Source organism: Thalassobaculum salexigens DSM 19539, assembly GCF_000423805.1.
GTDB lineage: Bacteria > Pseudomonadota > Alphaproteobacteria > Thalassobaculales > Thalassobaculaceae > Thalassobaculum > Thalassobaculum litoreum.
The window spans coordinates 496,859-513,193 of record NZ_KE384094.1 but is presented as its reverse complement, the minus strand read 5'-3'; the positions used below and the strand labels follow the sequence as shown (position 1 = coordinate 513,193).

14 protein-coding genes are annotated in these 16,335 nt (G+C 57.1%); 5 read left to right on the top strand and 9 right to left on the bottom strand.

From position 1 onward, the window contains the following. From G578_RS0117560 to G578_RS0117545, 4 genes are all read right to left on the bottom strand, one after another. On the bottom strand, positions 1 to 927 hold the full coding sequence (locus G578_RS0117560; protein ID WP_028795360.1) for an ABC transporter permease subunit: 927 nt from the start codon (positions 925 to 927) through the stop codon (positions 1 to 3). A 10-nt stretch (positions 928 to 937) separates the two neighbouring features. After that, a complete protein-coding gene (locus tag G578_RS0117555; RefSeq protein WP_051244967.1) occupies positions 938 to 1,819 on the bottom strand; it encodes an ABC transporter permease subunit in 882 nt (293 codons plus the stop codon). Positions 1,820 to 1,896: 77 nt separating this feature from the next. Further along, positions 1,897 to 3,228, bottom strand: coding sequence for an extracellular solute-binding protein (locus G578_RS0117550; protein ID WP_028795358.1), 1,332 nt, complete (start codon positions 3,226 to 3,228; stop codon positions 1,897 to 1,899). 234 nt (positions 3,229 to 3,462) lie between these two features. Beyond that, positions 3,463 to 4,281: a sugar phosphate isomerase/epimerase family protein gene (locus tag G578_RS0117545; protein ID WP_028795357.1), complete on the bottom strand. Its 819-nt coding sequence runs from the start codon at positions 4,279 to 4,281 to the stop codon at positions 3,463 to 3,465. A gap of 575 nt (positions 4,282 to 4,856) precedes the next feature. On the opposite strand from G578_RS0117545, the gene G578_RS29170 reads away from it, so the two are divergent. The 4 genes from G578_RS29170 to G578_RS0117530 all read left to right on the top strand — a co-directional run bounded on the left by G578_RS29170 (position 4,857) and on the right by G578_RS0117530 (position 12,067). Beyond that, a complete protein-coding gene (locus G578_RS29170) occupies positions 4,857 to 6,200 on the top strand; it encodes a putative sugar O-methyltransferase (protein WP_084618992.1) in 1,344 nt (447 codons plus the stop codon). 487 nt (positions 6,201 to 6,687) lie between these two features. Beyond that, positions 6,688 to 7,845, top strand: a complete 1,158-nt coding sequence (locus tag G578_RS0117540) for a tyrosine-type recombinase/integrase (protein ID WP_038015156.1) — start codon at positions 6,688 to 6,690, stop codon at positions 7,843 to 7,845. Between the two features lie 413 nt (positions 7,846 to 8,258). Next, positions 8,259 to 10,361: an NACHT domain-containing protein gene (locus G578_RS29640; RefSeq protein ID WP_156907374.1), complete on the top strand. Its 2,103-nt coding sequence runs from the start codon at positions 8,259 to 8,261 to the stop codon at positions 10,359 to 10,361. A gap of 50 nt (positions 10,362 to 10,411) precedes the next feature. Beyond that, complete coding sequence (locus tag G578_RS0117530) at positions 10,412 to 12,067, top strand: B12-binding domain-containing radical SAM protein (protein ID WP_084618991.1); 1,656 nt, start codon at positions 10,412 to 10,414, stop codon at positions 12,065 to 12,067. Here the strand turns inward: G578_RS0117530 and G578_RS29165 are convergent. The 4 genes from G578_RS29165 to G578_RS0117510 all read right to left on the bottom strand — a co-directional run bounded on the left by G578_RS29165 (position 12,062) and on the right by G578_RS0117510 (position 14,373). Beyond that, positions 12,062 to 12,685: an HD domain-containing protein gene (locus G578_RS29165; RefSeq protein WP_084618990.1), complete on the bottom strand. Its 624-nt coding sequence runs from the start codon at positions 12,683 to 12,685 to the stop codon at positions 12,062 to 12,064. The genes G578_RS0117530 and G578_RS29165 overlap by 6 nt on opposite strands. A 418-nt stretch (positions 12,686 to 13,103) precedes the next feature. Then, positions 13,104 to 13,439 (bottom strand): DUF3768 domain-containing protein, encoded by a 336-nt coding sequence (locus G578_RS0117520; RefSeq protein ID WP_028795353.1) that lies wholly within the window; start codon positions 13,437 to 13,439, stop codon positions 13,104 to 13,106. A 68-nt stretch (positions 13,440 to 13,507) separates the two neighbouring features. After that, a complete protein-coding gene (locus tag G578_RS0117515; protein WP_156907373.1) occupies positions 13,508 to 14,005 on the bottom strand; it encodes a uroporphyrinogen decarboxylase/cobalamine-independent methonine synthase family protein in 498 nt (165 codons plus the stop codon). A gap of 32 nt (positions 14,006 to 14,037) precedes the next feature. Next, positions 14,038 to 14,373, bottom strand: coding sequence for a helix-turn-helix transcriptional regulator (locus G578_RS0117510; protein ID WP_028795351.1), 336 nt, complete (start codon positions 14,371 to 14,373; stop codon positions 14,038 to 14,040). A 459-nt stretch (positions 14,374 to 14,832) separates the two neighbouring features. Here G578_RS0117510 and G578_RS0117505 point away from each other — a divergent pair, with 459 nt between their 5' ends. Beyond that, positions 14,833 to 15,012: a hypothetical protein gene (locus tag G578_RS0117505; RefSeq protein ID WP_028795350.1), complete on the top strand. Its 180-nt coding sequence runs from the start codon at positions 14,833 to 14,835 to the stop codon at positions 15,010 to 15,012. Positions 15,013 to 15,185: 173 nt separating this feature from the next. Here the strand turns inward: G578_RS0117505 and G578_RS0117495 are convergent, their stop codons facing one another. Then, positions 15,186 to 16,076, bottom strand: a complete 891-nt coding sequence (locus tag G578_RS0117495; RefSeq protein ID WP_028795349.1) for an ArdC family protein — start codon at positions 16,074 to 16,076, stop codon at positions 15,186 to 15,188. Between the last annotated feature and the right edge of the window lie 259 nt (positions 16,077 to 16,335).

The window sequence follows — 16,335 nt, the reverse complement described above, 5'->3', positions numbered from 1 at the left end:
CTACTTGTCGGTGTTGATGAGGCCGCGCACGAACCAGCGCTGCATGAAGATGACCACCAGGACCGGCGGGACCATGACGATGAGCGTGCCGGCCATCGCCAGGTTCCAGTGCGGGATGCCGCCGCCGGTGGTGTTGGAATCCGGCACGAGCTGGCCGAGCTCCACCGCCACCACGCCGTAGTTGGGGTCGGTGATGATCAGCAGCGGCCAGAGGTACTGGTTCCAGGAATACACGAACATGATCGTCGCCAGCGCCGCGATGTTGGTGCGCGACAGCGGGATCAGGACCTCCCACAGGAAGCGCAGCGGCCCGGCACCGTCCATCTGCGCCGCCTCGACCAGCTCGTCCGGGATGGTCATGAAGAACTGGCGGTACAGGAAGGTCCCGGTGGCGGTGGCGATCAGCGGCAGGATCAGCCCGGTATAGGAATTCAGCAGGTTCCACTCGAGCGCGACCCGCACGCCCGTCAGCGCCTCGAGCAGCCAGGTAAGGCCGACCACGTCGAGGATCTGCTGGAACGGCGACAGCGCGTTGGCGGCCACCGAATAGGTCGGCACGATCCGGACCTCCAGCGGCAGCATCAGGGTGATGAAGATCAGCCAGAAGATCAGCATCCGGAAGCGGTGCTGGAAGAAGACGATGCCGAAAGCGGTGATCGCCGCGACGGTGATCTTGCCGACCACGACGCCGGTGGCGAGGATCATGGTGTTCACGAACTTCTGTCCGAAATTCGAGCGCACCCAGGCTTCCGCCAGGTTGTCGAACAGGTGGGTGCCCGGCAGGAAGGTGGGGGGAACCCGGTTGACCTCCGGCAGCGTCTGCGTCGCCGCCACGAAGGTCAGGTAGAGCGGCACCAGCAGGGTCAGCAGCCCGGCGCCCAGGATGATCTGGGTGGCGATGTTCAGGCCGCGCGCGCGTTCGATCATGAGTCCGCCCTCAGGTGTAGTGGACGCGCCGCTCGATGTAGCGGAACTGGAAGAAGGTGAGCACCATGACCAGGAGCATCAGGATGATCGACTGGGCGGCGGCGCCGGAATAGTCGAGCCCGCGGAAGCCGTCCTCGTAGATCTTGAACACCATGAGGTCGGTCGCCCGCGCCGGGCCGCCGGCGGTCATGGTGTCGACGATGCCGAAACTGTCGGTGAAGCTGTCGGTGATGTTGATCACCAGCAGGAAGAAGGCGGTCGGTGCCAGCAGCGGAAGCTGGATGTCCCGGACCCGGCGCAGCACTCCGGCCCCGTCCATCGCGCTGGCCTCGGTGAGCGAGCGCGGGATCGCCTGCAGGCCGGCGAGGAAGAAGATGAAGTTGTAGGCCACCTGCTTCCAGGCGCCGGCGAAGATCACCATGGCGAGCGCGTGGTCGCCGTTCATGATCGGATCCCAGATGCCGGGCCAGATCTGATTGAGGTGCGACAGCAGGCCGGCCGAGGGATTGAAGATGAAACGGAAGGCCAGACCGACGGCGGGTGCCGCCACCGCGTAGGGCCAGATCAGGCCGACCCGGTAGAACTTGTAGCCGTTGAGCTGGCGGTCGGCGGCGATCGCCAGGACCAGCGCCATGCCCATGGACAGCAGGGTGGAGAAGAACGCGAAGATGATCGAGACCATCACCGAGTTCCAATAGTACTCGTCCTCGACGATGGCCTGGAAATTCTCCAGTCCGACCCACTGGTTCCCGCCGCCCCAGGGCTGTTCCAGGGTGAAGGCCCAATACAGCGCCTGCGCGGTCGGCCAGTAGAAGAACACGAAGATGATCAGCAACTGAGGGGCGACCAGAGCGGCGGCGATCCAGTTGTTCTTGAAATAGGCTCGGCGCATGGCGGCTGCTCACCCGGTACCGGAAAGAGGGAACGGCGGCCGCATGGGGCGGCCGCCGTCGTCGTGACGTCGTGGGATCAGGGCAGCGACTTGCCCTTGTAGAGCCGGGCGAACTTGGTGATCGCCGCGTTGCCGCGCTCGGCCGCCGCGTCCAGCGCCTCCTGGATGGTCTTCTTGCCGGCGAAGGCCGCCTCGATCTCGCCGGTCCACTCCTTGCGGATCTGAATGAAGCCGCCCAGGCGGATGCCGCGGGTGAGCGGGCCCGGCTCGGTGTAGGTCAGCGACTCAATGGCGACCTCGCGACCCTTGTACGGCGCGTTGTCGTAGAAGCCGCTGTCCTTGAGGTTCTTGAAACCGGTCTTGGTGACCGGGATGTAGCCGGTGTTGGAGGACCAGAAGCGCTCGCTCTCCGGCGTCGCCAGGAACCCGAGATACGCCGCGGCACCGCGATACTCGGCTTCCGTCTTCTTCGACAGCACCCACAGGGAGGCGCCGCCGACCACGGTGTTGTGGCGCTCGTAGCCCTCGTAGATCGGCAGCATGGCCACATCCCATGTCAGCTCCGACGTGGCCACCGAATGCACGGTCGCGTGGCTGGCGATGGAGCCGAAATAGAACGAGCACTCGCCCTGGGCAAAGCTGTCGCGCGCGTTCAGACCGCCCTGGGAGGTGCGGATCTGCAGCAGGCCGTCATCCCGCCAGCGCTTCAGGTTCTCCATGTGCTGGACATGGACGGTGGTGTTGAACACCAGCTCGGCGTCGAGGCCGTCATAGCCGTTGTTGTTGGTCGCGATCGGCACGTTGTGGGCCATCGAGAACTGCTCGAGATCGACCCAGCTCGACGGGGCATAGGCGAAGGGGCACTCCTTGCCGCTGGCCTTCAGCTTCTCCAGATCGGCGCCGAACTCTTCCCAGGTCGCCGGCGGCGTATCGACGCCCGCCTTCTTCAGGTCGGCGATGTTGTAGTACATCACGGCCGTGGAGGAGTTGAACGGCATGGAGAACAGCTCGCCCTTCGAGGAGGCGTAATAGTTCGAGATGCCGGGGAAATAGTTGTCCCAGTCGATGGCGATGTTGAAGTCCGCCATCATCTGCTGCACCGGATAGAACTCGCCCGACATCATCAGGTCGGCGGTGCCGGCGTCATAGGCCTGGACGATGGTCGGGTGCTTGCCGGCGCGGAACGCGGCGATGGAATTCTGCACAGCCTGGGCGTAGCCGTCCTGGCCGACGCAGACGATCTCGAATTCGCTCTGGGACTGGTTGAAGCGCTCGCAGGTCTGCTGCACGACCTCGCCGAGATGGCCGCTCAGCCCGTACCAGTACTCGAACTTGATGGGGTCGGCCGAAGCCGGGCCGGCCGCCAGCGCAGCAATGCCTGCGGCCGCGGCAAGGATGGGGAATCTCATGCGCCGTCTCCTTATGGATGCAATCAGGAAGACATCGGCTACGAAGACATTCCCCGCGCCGATCTGTGGGCGTATCAGTGCCGCAACATCCCAAACGATCGCGTGACGGACTTAAGAAGAGTGCGTTACGGAAGAGACTCAAAAGCTACGAATACATGGACAATTTGTTATGCCGACCGGCGGCGACGAGGGCCGCACCGGCTCGCGACGGAGGCGGTGCGGTCTCCGCGTGCCCTATTGGGCGAGGCCGAGCGACGCCAGGAATTCGGCGGAGCGCTGGACCTTGGTCTTGTCCTTGATCTCGATGATCAGGCGCGGGTTGCTGGTCAGCTTGGCCAGCGCCGCGAACACGGCGTGCCAGCGGATCGTGCCCTCGCCCAGGCTCCAGTGCCGGTCGGCATAACCGTCGGCATCCTGCAGATGGATATGCTCAAGCCGGTTGCCGGCGATGGTGACGTAATAGTCGACCGGCGGCGCCCCGGTGGAGCCGTGGGCGTAGTGGGCATGGCCGGTGTCGATTGATACGGCCACCGATTCGGACTCGAAGCTGTCGGCCAGCGTCACCCGGTCGGCCGGATCGACGTCCTCGATATTCTCGATGACGATGGTGACGCCGATATCCTGCGCCCGGGCGACCACCTCGCGCAGGGTATCGTGGCAATGGCCGATCAGCTTTTCCCGGGAGTCCGGCTGGTTGTCGTAATTGTTGTGGCCCCAGGTGGTGAAGGGGCTGTGGGCGACCATCTGGGTGGCGCCGAGGGCTTCGCAGACCTCCAGCCCCTGCAGCAGGCGCTTGCGCACCACCGCCTGGATGTCCGGATCCTGGGAGGCGATGGTGAAGCCCCAGAACGGGCCGTGGATGCCGAGCCGTCCGGTATGGCCGTCGAGCAGCGTCTTGGCGCGCTCGACCAGCGGCATCCAGTCGCCGTTGAGCACCTTGGCGTCGAAGAAGTCCTGGAGTTCGAGGTCGCGCGGCTTCTCGAGCAGCCAGTCGCGGTTGGTTTCGACCACGCTCAGCGGCATGGCCGCGCCAAGGATCGGAAGATCGGACACGGTGGGAACTCCTGTTGTCGGATAAGAATGTCCGGGCCGCATCAGGCCAGAAGCCGACAGGGCAAGGGCATCCAGGCAAGGTGGTCCGGGCAAGTTCGTCCAGAACGAAACTCGACGCAGCCTATCCCGTCTCTGTTGCAGCGCTGTTAAGCGGACCGGTCGAAAATCTGAAACTGACATGACGGTTCCGCATCGCGGCCGTGCTTGTTTCATAATCTTGCAGTCCGGGACTCTTGACGCGACGTCGGGTTGACCTGTCACCGACCGCTAAGCGCTGACGACGGATTTCGAGGGAACCGTGATACTCGATCTTGTCTGAGGCGACGTTAGGTACGTAGCGAAGCGGGCGCTGCTGCGTAAGTTCAGAGTACGGTTGGCGCAGATGCGATGATTGTTTCTTGAGCGTATTAAACTTGCATGAGAAGCCGTCGTGATCGAGGTGAAGACAGATCTTGGGGCAACCGATTCTCAGTCTCATTGCTCATTGTTGAATGTGCCGAGCTAATTCAATGTTTACAGCGATAAAAAAATAAACAATTATCGATTTTGTGTGTGAGTGTCAAAAGTAGAACAAAATGAGCGCAAAATATAAAGACCTTAATCTTGGTGAATTAATAGAAAGTTCCAAGCACGACCCTGTTGGGGTTTTTCGCGCCGCTCGCCAATTGTATGAGGATGCAATCTCTGAGAATTCTACGGATATCGATATCAAAAATCGAATGCTAAATTTATATTGGATTAGCAGAACAATTCACGATGTGACTGTAAATAAAAATTTTTCTGGAACCTCGGCTCTGATTGAGCATAAGCCACGTCAATATGATATGGGTAGAGAGCCGCATGTCTTGTTATCTAAGGTAAAGGATTTTGAAAAAATAGATCAATATATGACAAGGTTAACAGGTTTATTTGAAAAAGAAAATTCTTATGGTGTAGGGGAATTTTGGAAAGAAAAGCAGAACTCTGTTTTGCGTTTTATATTTCCCGATGAGATTGATAATTTTAAAAGAACATATGGGCATGTTTTAAGTAATTTTTTTCCATCATCCTTTGATGGGCATGTTCGGGATTTGATGGAGTTTATTATGAATGTCAATGATTGTACAATTTCATCTGATGAATTCGAGCCGTATGAGGAGGCGCATTTTGAGCGAATTAATGCGAGAATTTCATCGTTTTCCATTCGTGGCCGATTTGAAACACAGCATAATTTTTATGCATTTTACACATCTATTCTTTGGAGAAAGGCTGTTTTTCTTGATGACTGTAAGGTGATGTGCGGCGTCCAAGAAAGTGTAATTGGAAATCCATATCGAATTCGCCGTAGGGGTGAATTGATATCTCAGGATATTGCTCGATCCAGTACGGAATATAATATTATAAAAACAACTATTGGAAAAAAAGCAAATAACATTGTCCTTGAAATTGGCGCCGGTTATGGACGTCTGTGTGAAATTTTTATCCAGAGAGGCACAAAGAAATACATTATAGTTGATATATTCCCGTCTATTTATCTGGCGGAGCAGTACATGAAAGCAAGGTTCCCAAATTTGCAGATCTTTCCTGCACAGGATTTTGAGAAATTTGATGAGGTTCAGAACCAAATTGACGCGGCCTCGATCGTATTTTTGCACCCATGCCAGATAGCACTGCTTCCAGATGGTTATACAGATCTAGTGATCAATATTAATTCATTTATGGAAATGAGTGTTCCCGAAGTGAATTCTTATTTTAAAGAGATTGATCGATTGTCTGCCGGATATTTATATATAAAGCAATGGATTGAAAATAAATCAAAATCGGGCGTTCATCAATTTAATCGAAATAACTATCCGGTATCAAAATCTTGGTTGAAGTGTCTCGATAGAATAGATCCGCTTCATTCAGATTTTTTTGAGCAAATCTGGAGAATTGAATGATCTATTGAATGTTACGTGTCCGAATTTCGTCCCAGCTCCAGATTGTGGATGAGCCAAGCGGGACCGGTGGCGGATGACCGGACGGCATCGCGGCGGGTGTCGACAAGGGGCATGACGTCGTGGTTCACGCCCGTGGCGACGCATTCTTCGATCCTGATCGAGACAACCCTCTAATCCTGAACGGCGCGCGCGCAGCAAACCTGCTCGGGCGTGCTCATTGCAGGGGAATGGCGGAGCAAAGGAAATCAACGCTCCCTCGTCGTGCGGGGAACATCCAGCAGGATGACGCTGGCGGCGTTCTCATGACAACAGAGGGGAAATGGTGCCCAGGGGCGGATTTGAACCACCGACACGCGGATTTTCAATCCAAATTCGATGCTGAACACCGCACCACATCCAGACATATTTTTTACATTTTTCAGTTGTTTATGTGTATGACATGGAACATGATTGAACGTCAAAGCGCCACAGTATCGGTGCCAAAACAGTGCCAAATTCAAATCTCACGGACCTCACCATTCAACGGCTTCCTGCGCCGGAACGCGGCACGGTCACATACTGGGACACGACGACGAAGGGCCTCGGCTTTCGGCTCTCCTCCGGTGGGGCGCGAACTTTCATTGTTCTCATCGAAAGTGGCCGGCGACAGAAGATTGGCCGCTATCCCGCCCTTTCGCTCAAGGACGCTCGGATCGAGGCCAAGCGCCTCCTCGCCGAAAAGGCGCTCGGGAAGGTCCGGCCACTCCATCGCGCTTTCGACGACGCGAAGGAGCTGTACCTCGCCGAGTGCCGACTGAAGAACCGGCCGCGCACGGTCGATGGATACAAGCGCCTGCTTGAACGGCACTTCCCCTTTGGAAGGCGGAGCGTGGGGGACATCACGCCCCGGGACATCCAGAAGGAGCTCGGGAAACTCGCCGCGACGCCGGGGCAGCGCCACCATGCCTTCACCGCCGGCCGCGCGTTCTTCCGCTGGTGCGTCGGCCAGCACCTCATCGAGCGCTCCCCGATGGAGCACGTACGGGTGCCGCTCGTCGGGACACCGCGGGAGCGGGTGCTGTCCACAGACGAGTTGAAGGCCGTGTTTGCCACGGCGATTGCCGGTACGACGCCCTTCCATCGCATTGTCGCCCTGCTGGTGCTCACCGGCCAGCGGCGCGGCGAGATCGCCGCGCTCCAGTGGGCGTGGATCGGGGAGAACACGATGGCGCTGCCGAGTACCCACACGAAGAACCGTCGGGAGCACATCTTTCCGATCGGTCAGGCAGCCAAGGAAGTGCTCGACGGCGTCCCGCAGCTCAAGGACAACCCGTACGTCTTCCCCGCGTCCCGGGACAAGGTGAAGGGCAAACCGGCGACCACCTTCAACGGTTGGGGAAAGCCGAAGGCGGCCTTCGACGTAGAGAGTGGGGTGTCCGGCTGGACGCTCCACGATCTGCGCCGAACCTTCTCGTCGGGAATGGCGGCGCTCGGCGTTCCCCAAGTCGTGGTCGAGAAACTCCTCAACCACATCTCCGGCGGTACGCAGTCGCCGATCGCGCAGGTATACAACCGCTATTCGTACATGGATGAAATGCAACAATCCATGGTGATATGGGAGTCATACTTGCTCAAACTCATCAAATTCTCTCCATCAACGTCATAACACACCTGCCTGTAAAAGCCTTGGATGCCACACGCACCCGACTACTCGACCGGCATTCGACACAAGAGAGCCGATAAGACTTTGGCCGCCAAGAGCCCCACGACCACCCAGTCCACTGCATTCAGCCCGACCAGGCCCTCCTCCATCACAATGGCGGCCAATTGAATGCAAGAACAAATCAGCATAATTCTGTTGAGAGACATGTGAACCTCCACCGTCAGGGTGGAGCAACGAATATATCTACACGGCCTCGACAATCCTCAGCAAAACCTCGACAAACTCCCGTCGACTCTCTTACTCGAAATGTCGACGCCTGCGGGATCCGACAATCTCTCACCGATCCGCCTTGCGCCCATACACATACCCGGTCAAGCTGGACATGATGCTTATCCTGCTCCCCTCGGAGCGATAAAATGCCTCTAGACTCACAATTTTGGCATGCACTCAGAATAGATGATGCCTTTGCACAGCGGCTCGCAACCGTATACCGCGCGCTGCGGAAGCGTAGCGGAACACAGGATGCGGTGGCAGCGGCGTCTAGCGTTGGACTAAAGAGCATTGAGCGGATCGAACAGGGCAAAGCCCGGGCCCTCTCCGTATGGCAAATAGAACAATTGGCGCAGGCAATCGGCACCACCGCGGATGAGCTAATCGAATCTGCTCGTCCGTCACGTACTCCAATTAGCGTAACCGGCGCGGCATCTGACACACGTCCTCACGTCAGATTTCTTGGCAATCAAGAGCTCGCAATCCTAAATGCCCCGCTTCTACCGGGAGCCCGCACAAGCTTTCGTTTCCTATGGCCGGATCTGGTCATTTCCGCCCCGGTTCAATTTCATCGCAACCCGCTGCTGCAAAAACTCGACGCTTTGGTCGATCCCCCTTCCGGTTACACAAAATTCGCCATCCTCGGGACTCCCGGGTCAGGCAAAACGACGGCACTCAGGTTGCTCACACTTCAACTAACCCATCGTTTCGTAGACAACGGAGCGGCCCCTTTCCCAATCTACATTCACGCGCGCGATATTGACACTTTGACTTCTGAGATTTCTCTTAGTTCAATGCGTCTCAAATTGGCGCTTGAGGAGGACACATCGATTGCATGGATGGTCGACGGGTTGGACGAAGTTGGACCGCACACCCGTACTTCAGTAATAGAAAGAGCTCTGTCCCCGCAAAATCACCGAGAGCTATTCTTCATAACATGTCGATCTGACGTATTTGCAGAACTCGAGTACATACACAACGCCGACGCTTACTTTGACGAGATCGCAGAAATGCGTGACTGGGACTTCGATCAGCATGTCCTAAAATACGCCTCTGACTATTTCTCCAAAATGCAACGCTCAGATCTACTTGAACATTTTCAATCGTATTGCGACTCGATCGCGAGCTTGCGTTTGTTTGTAATAAATCCATTTCACCTGACGCTTGTTATATACCTAATTCACGCAGAGAAGCGTTTGACGAACGAAATGTTCTTAGATCGGTTTTCTTTATATGATCAATTTTACAAACACTGGATTTACCGTGAGCGTACCCGTGGTACATCAGGGCGCGGCTCTGACTCTGTAGTAGCGCTGCACATCGAGGTAGCGCGACTTCTATACACGCGGCGCAGTTTTGACGACCACTCTGCCGAGCTCGACGAGCTGGTTTCACAACACTCCGAAATAATCGCCGATACGGCCTTTAGTCATCTTTTTCAGTGGCACTATGATCTAGCAGACGGAGTACAGCGCCTCGATTCATTTCGACATGAGACGCTCCTTGAATACATCTTAGCCGCTGGAGTACTACGCGCTTTAACGACAGGCGCTAACCTACTACCCTCTCTCTCACTGCAATATAACAATGACGTCAATTCATTCATCCGCAGTGGTCTACTACACTGCAGCACCGCTAAGAGAAAAGCAATCGAGCGACGCCTTTCCGCCCTTCTTCAAGTGGAATCGCTTCCAGGAACATTTCCTGGCGATCATGAGCGGATTACTGAGCAGGCTATTTACTATCTTGGTCGGCTCGACCTTCCACAATGTCCAGATATTTTGATTTCTCTTGCATTGCATAGCGAGAATTCTATCACGCGCCGGGCCGCCTCTCTCGGAGCTATACTGTATGGAGACCTGAGTGTCGAGCGCGTATTTATTGAAGAATTACTATCATCTTCAGCCGCCGATATTTTGAACAGATCGGTTCAACTCGCTTACTTTGGAGACGTTTCCGATCCGATGTTCAACTTTGTGGACGATGGGGCAGTACCATGGACGAAGGTTCGCGAAACAATATTGACCCGCCTGAGTAGCCATACCTCTCGTGATATCCATCTGCGGCTCTGGGACCTAGTCACGCTCCGATCATTTCTCACGAGTCGCCCCACCGACGTCCTTAGCCGTGAGGAACTTCAGGTTGTCGCCAATGCGACCCTCCCAGCACAAGATCTCGACGTTGGTCGCGGGCTGCGTATCCAGAATATTATTTCTCAGATTCAAGATATTGTTGGATCTCGCATCTGAGCGTTTGACGCACTGAATGCGTGTAGCTACCCTTATTTGGGGGTGCTGATATGCGCATCGTTCTGACGGCATTGTTCTCTGAGAAGTACCCAGCTTCGGGCGAAACCCACAGTTTGTCAGTGCTGGCTGGACAGGTGTTGCATGCTGCCTCGCGCCCTATAGAACGCCTCGAAGTCCTGGATATGGTCGCGTTGGGCAAGGACGCCCGCCATGACCTTGTTGCATTAGTGCAAGAGGTACAACCTGACATCGTCGGAATTTCAGTTACATATGGAACCTATACGAAGCTGGCTGAGATCGTTCCTCTCGTACGAAGCGTACTTCCGACTGGCGCACGGTTAGCGTACGGCGGAGCTCTCGCCACCTATCTTGCGGACGATATTATTCAGGAAATCGACCCGACTGCGCTCGTGTTTGTTGGCGAGTCGGAAGTATCCTTCGTAATGCTCACCGATACGGCACCTGATTACACTGACTTAGAGCGCATCCCAAATCTGGTTTTCCTGCGCAACGACGGGACAGTAGCGCGCACGCGCCGTGCTCTCGTAGATCCCGATGCCCTCGCGACGCCGTATCGGTCCCATCTCGCCCCCCACATTTCGAATGGCATCCAGCTCTTCGGGGAGGCCAGTCGTGGCTGCTCATGGGCGCACTGCACCTTCTGCCTTCGCGGCCTCCTTGATGTGAGGGGAACCGGACGCGAGTACCGAGGAATGCCCGCCTCTCGATTGTTGCCCGATTTGGCCAACATCGCCGCTATGGGAGGCGACTCCCTGACGTTTGCGGACGAAGACCTTCTTGGGGGAGACGAAACCCAGATCACTCGCCTGTTGGAGATCCTCGACGACGCCAAGAACCATAATGGGATTCGGCTTGCATTTGATGCGAGCGCAACAGTGCATTCTGTTTTCTCAATGGCAAGAAACGAAGACGCGCAATCCAATCGCGAGGCTAAAATACAGAAGCTCAGGGAGCATGGTCTTCGTAAGGTTTTTCTTGGTGTCGAGTCCGGCTCTGCTGCGCAGCTGAAGCGTTACGCAAAGGGGCATACTCGGGCGGAAGCTGCTGCAGCGATCCAACTCCTGCGTCGAAACGACATCATGTTCGAGGTCGGTTGGATCATGTTCGACCCACTCGCCACTTTGGTAGATATCCGGGATAATTTGGAATTCCTATTAGACTGTGATGCCGTCGATTCCGTCTCGTACCTTTTCAATGAACTGCGACTTCAAAAAGGTACTTCCTACGAACGATTACTCGTTACAGAGGAGCGACGCCATGGTTTGAATTTGCGCGATGCTTTTTTTGATCGCGACACGCTGAGCTATGCGTACACTTACAAAGATACAAAAGTCGGTGCGCTTGTTGACGTCACTCGGGGATGGGCCGAGCATATGCGCCCGCTACATTACCCGCTCAAGAATGCTACTCGCTATGGTGTCTCCGGAGAACTGTCGAGCTTCATCGAACATCCTCGAGCTATATTGAGTGAGCTTAGAAATGCGATGTGTAAAGCCCTTATTGATGAGGTTGACACTTTTGAGGCAATCGGTCACGTGAGTGATGAGGTGGGCCGAATTGAAAATATTATGCGGCAAGCGGCTGAACAAGTCCTTGAATGGGTCGATCAACTACCATCTAACCTCAAGAAGATCGAGATTATACGAACCTTAGAGAAGAACGCCGCTGACATTTGTTCCCTATGACTGCTTCCTCGCCGTATAGCCAATTGGCCAGTACGGTTTAGAGCCCAGATATCCTTCAAGCTTTTCCCCTATCAACTTTGCCAATTCATGTGCGGGTTGAATGCCTAGACTATTGTAATTTTTGACATCTTCACGATACTCGGTGCAATCTCCTCGATTTTCTTTTGCATATACAAGAGCCTTGAATATGATTTGCAGTTCTTCTGCAGCCTCGCAGAGTCGAGCTTCGGGTGTTTCTTTTTTCTCCATTTCCTCGAGAAGCAGCGGAATCTCTGGGCTGAGACCATCAAGGACGTCCATCATAATCTCATGCTCTGCGGCCTTCTTGGCCGTTTTGACGTACCTTCCAGCACGACGCGGAAGATCCATGAGGCGAACTTCGCCCAATTCGTGAAAAAGTGCCATGATAAGAACTTTCCGTAAATCAACGGGTTCTTCCCAAAATTGAGATAGAACCACGGCGAACAAGGCGGTCTCATAGCAATGATCTGAGATTGTTTCCGCATCGGAAACCCCCATGAGCACCCATCCCGCTCTGCGAATTTTGGTAAGCGAATTGAGCTCCATAAATAGAGTCAATACTTGCGCCGGGTCAAAACGTCCTTGCTCTGCATTCATACGAGATCCCTCCCGATGTAGATTATATTGTCAGCGGACGTCATACTAAACGACCGTGCGTTCCGATATTTTGAATATACAGTGACACAAATCGCTTGCCAAACGCTAAGTTAGTCGGCTTTGTTTGTTTCATCTTACAAACCACGCCCATGTATCACTGAAGATGCTTTGTACACTGCGCTACGTACTTCTCTTTTATCTTCCGAATTTGCATCGTGATTTACGCTAGCTGAGGCGTCAACTGATTGTACAGTATGAAGTGCGAGAGCATCAAGTGGCGGTACGCTAGGCTGCGTTTTGTGCACCCTGGAATGTCATGGCAACCTAAGACGATGGGCTTAGGGCAGATTCTCTTGGGTTTCAATCTGCGAGACCTTCCAAGAAAAACACCCCGTCGGAAACGGGGTGCTTGAACGCCTCAGTACTCTTCCGCCAGCATCACCGTCATCACACGGACGGTGATGTCCGGATCAGCCGGGTTCTGTGAGTGGTAGGAGCCCGTGAGGTCGTAATAGTCAATCTTCCAAAGAACAGCGACGCCCTCGACCGTGAGGACAGCGCAGTCGTGCTCTCCGTGCGGGTCGTTGTTGACGGTGAAGGCATCGAAGCAAGCGATGGCCCTCAAGATCTTCGCGAGCATGTCGGGACTGAGAGTGGAGATTCCCGAGGTTATCATGTGCCTGCCGCCAATGCCCCGACAGCGCAGTTGATCGTTCAGCCGGCGAATCTCCGCCAGTTCCTCCTTTGTATACATGTCGCTCCTCCTCGCGTCGGCCGGGTTCCGGGATGGAGCCCAGCGGCCGCGGGACGAGCGGCATGCTGCTACTGGTCCTTCTCGGACACCGCATCGAACCGGAAGAAAGCAAATGCGAGGGCCACAGCGTCGAAGATGCCCATGCGCGGGTCCTCGCTCTGCCAGAGCTTGCGGACGGGCGGAATGCGGTGCGCGAGTTCGGGCAGGAGCGTTGCGATCGTCTGTGCAATCTCCTGCTTGCGCCAGGCACCGAAGCCCTCGTCGAAGCACTGGCGCAGTTGCGCGCGCGAGTACCGATGAACTTCGATGATCTGCGATCCGGCGAGCGACTCGATCGAGCGGTATAAACGACGAATGCGCTCCGAGCGGCGCGAGCCCTTGCCGGCGCTGTCCTCGATGACGATCGCGTCTGGCTGGAACTGCATGACCAGTGCCTCGACGACCTTCAGCCCCTTGATGTTCTTGCGGTCTCCCTTGAGGCCTTTGACACCCCAGTCGACGGGCGACTGCGGCCCCTCGAAGACCGCGTACGCGATCCCCTTGGATTGGGCGTAGACGGCCAGCACGCGGCCGTCCCAGTGAGCGTGATGCATATCTGCTACGGGTTAGACTGGTCAGTCGCCCGGGCAAGCATCGCCACGAGAAGTTCCCGCTTGCGCTGCCCCGCAGGGTCAGTGCGGTGCTCGAGGCTCTCGAAGAGCGCGGTCGCGCGCCGCATTACGTCCTCCTCGACTTCCGCATGGAGGCCTTTGAATAGGGCGCTCACAGGAACCCCGAAGATCACCTCGCAGGCGAGCGCGATACGGAGGCTCGGGAGCCGCTGGTCGCGCTCGTACTTGCTCAAGTGCGTCGGAAAGCGGAAGCCCAGAAGGCTGGCGAGCTGTTTCTGCGAGAACGCCCAGCTCTTGCGGTGCGTGCGCAGGTAGTTTCTCAAGGGTCGTCGTGCCATGGGCGAGTGCGTCGCGGCATGAACGCCGGGACGTTGCCTCATGGTCGCAGGTCACGAGGGACGAACAACGGCGCGAAAAAGAGCCAGATCGGGTGGCTCTTTGATTCGATGTCCCCATGGACATCGTGGGGATATGCGGACGCGCAGTCGGCGCGGTCAGTCAGTTGGTCAGTGGTTTTCATTGTACCTTCACGCGCCGCGCTCACGCGAGGGACGTGGGGACATTGGGAGACGTTGTACGGGACACCGGGAGCCGTGCCGGAAGGAACGGAGTCACCGCAGGAATGCTGGGTGTTCCAGTGCCGGGTTCCCTGAGAACGTCTCCCAATGTCCCCACGTCCCCCAATCGCAGTTGCCGGAGTGGCGACGGGGCGCCGGAAGCCGGCCGCTTCATGGTTCCTCGCACGGCGGCGTGGTGTGTAGTGTGGACATGACGAGAAGCTCATGGAGCGCATCGCGACGCTGCCGGAGGACGAGCGGGACGCCATGTCCGAGGTTGTGCTCGGGTACGTCGACGAGCTTGTGGTGCTGCGCCGGCAGCTCGCCGCCGCGGAAGAGCACGTGACAGCGGGGACGCACCGTCCCCGCCGATGCCGTCTTCGGCCGCTTGCTCGCGAAGGATGATTCATAGGATTGTCGTCGACGCGTATGTTGTCCTGTATCGCGCGACCGCAGACACCGTGTACGTCATGCGGGCGTTCCAGGGCGCCTGCGACTATCGACGGCTCCTGTGAGGCCGGCTGCGGCTCCCAAAGAAAAACCCCGCACAGGTGGCGGGGCGAGTTTGTTGAACTGCGTCACCGATCGGCCGGCTCGGTGGTGGGTTGCTGCGAGTGGAGGTAGTCGGCCGACTGGCTGGCCTTGGCAGCTGCGGTGAAGATTGCTCGCTGGTCCTCCCGGAGGAGAGCAATCCAGTGGTCGATATATCCAGCATGCCGGAGTTCGCCCTCGACCCCGAGTTCGGCGCAGAGGAAGGCGGATGTCAGCTCGGCGACCAGTTCCTCGGCGGCGTAGTTGCGGCTGCCGAAGCGGCCGGAGAGATCCCGGTCGAGCCGGTGTTTTGCCCCACTCCAATGACCGAGCTCATGGCAGACGGTGGCAAGCACGCTCTCCGGATCGACGAACGCCTCGACAGCCGGCATGGCGATGTAGTCGGGCGCTGGCGCGTACCAGGCCCCATCGAAACCGTATCGGATGTCGGCGCCGGTTGCAGAGACGAACGCCCAGGCATGTCTGAGCCGTACCGGAAGCGGCTCCGGTGCCGACTGAGACAAGAACTCGTCGCCAATGCCGTCGATCTGGCTGACATTGAAGACGGTGTACGTGCGGAGCATCGCCTGCGACCGCGTTGTCGCCTTCTCGTCCGGCTCACCGTCCTCTTCCTTCGGACCGTGACGCTTCACCAGGACGATCGGGGTGCCCCGCTCGCCGCGGCGGACATGGCCACCGCGTTCGTTCGCCTGGCGCAAGGTCATCCAGGCGTGGATCGGGAATCCGCCCTGATCTGCCGCGTCCCAGAGGATCGGGATGTTGATGCCACGATATGGACGGCACGTTGCGGCGTTCCTCGGCATGAGTCCGCTACCGCTGCGACCGGTTTTCCAAGGCTTGAGCCACGGCGCCGCGCCGCGCTCAAGCTCTTCGATGATGCGGCTCGTCACCGAGCGGTACAGGTCGTTGATCTGCATGGGGATGGCTCCCGGCTGGGGAGCGCGGGCACGACAGGAGAGGTCAGACCGGCGCGCGCCCCGCTCTGCTGTGTGGAAAGAACTTTGTCCGGCTGACCGGATCCAGTATCCGGGACCGGGTGCAGCGAGCGGAGACGTCACAATGTGCCGGATTGGCTCATGCTGGCGTCGTCGACGTCGTAGCGCTTCGAGAGAAGTGTGGTCGTGCAGCATCACGCATGCGTCGCGACGCTTCCGGGTTCGACTCGGGGGACGTGGG

Excerpts from the sequence above, each read along its gene's own strand:
- G578_RS0117560 (WP_028795360.1), bottom strand. The coding sequence starts at position 927 with ATGATCGAACGCGCGCGCGGCCTGAACATCGCCACCCAGATCATCCTG.
- G578_RS0117555 (WP_051244967.1), bottom strand. The coding sequence starts at position 1,819 with ATGCGCCGAGCCTATTTCAAGAACAACTGGATCGCCGCCGCTCTGGTC.
- G578_RS0117550 (WP_028795358.1), bottom strand. The coding sequence starts at position 3,228 with ATGAGATTCCCCATCCTTGCCGCGGCCGCAGGCATTGCTGCGCTGGCG.
- G578_RS29170 (WP_084618992.1), top strand. The coding sequence starts at position 4,857 with ATGAGCGCAAAATATAAAGACCTTAATCTTGGTGAATTAATAGAAAGT.
- G578_RS29640 (WP_156907374.1), top strand. The coding sequence starts at position 8,259 with ATGCCTCTAGACTCACAATTTTGGCATGCACTCAGAATAGATGATGCC.
- G578_RS0117530 (WP_084618991.1), top strand. The coding sequence starts at position 10,412 with ATGCGCATCGTTCTGACGGCATTGTTCTCTGAGAAGTACCCAGCTTCG.
- G578_RS29165 (WP_084618990.1), bottom strand. The coding sequence starts at position 12,685 with ATGAATGCAGAGCAAGGACGTTTTGACCCGGCGCAAGTATTGACTCTA.
- G578_RS0117520 (WP_028795353.1), bottom strand. The coding sequence starts at position 13,439 with ATGTATACAAAGGAGGAACTGGCGGAGATTCGCCGGCTGAACGATCAA.
- G578_RS0117505 (WP_028795350.1), top strand. The coding sequence starts at position 14,833 with ATGGAGCGCATCGCGACGCTGCCGGAGGACGAGCGGGACGCCATGTCC.
- G578_RS0117495 (WP_028795349.1), bottom strand. The coding sequence starts at position 16,076 with ATGCAGATCAACGACCTGTACCGCTCGGTGACGAGCCGCATCATCGAA.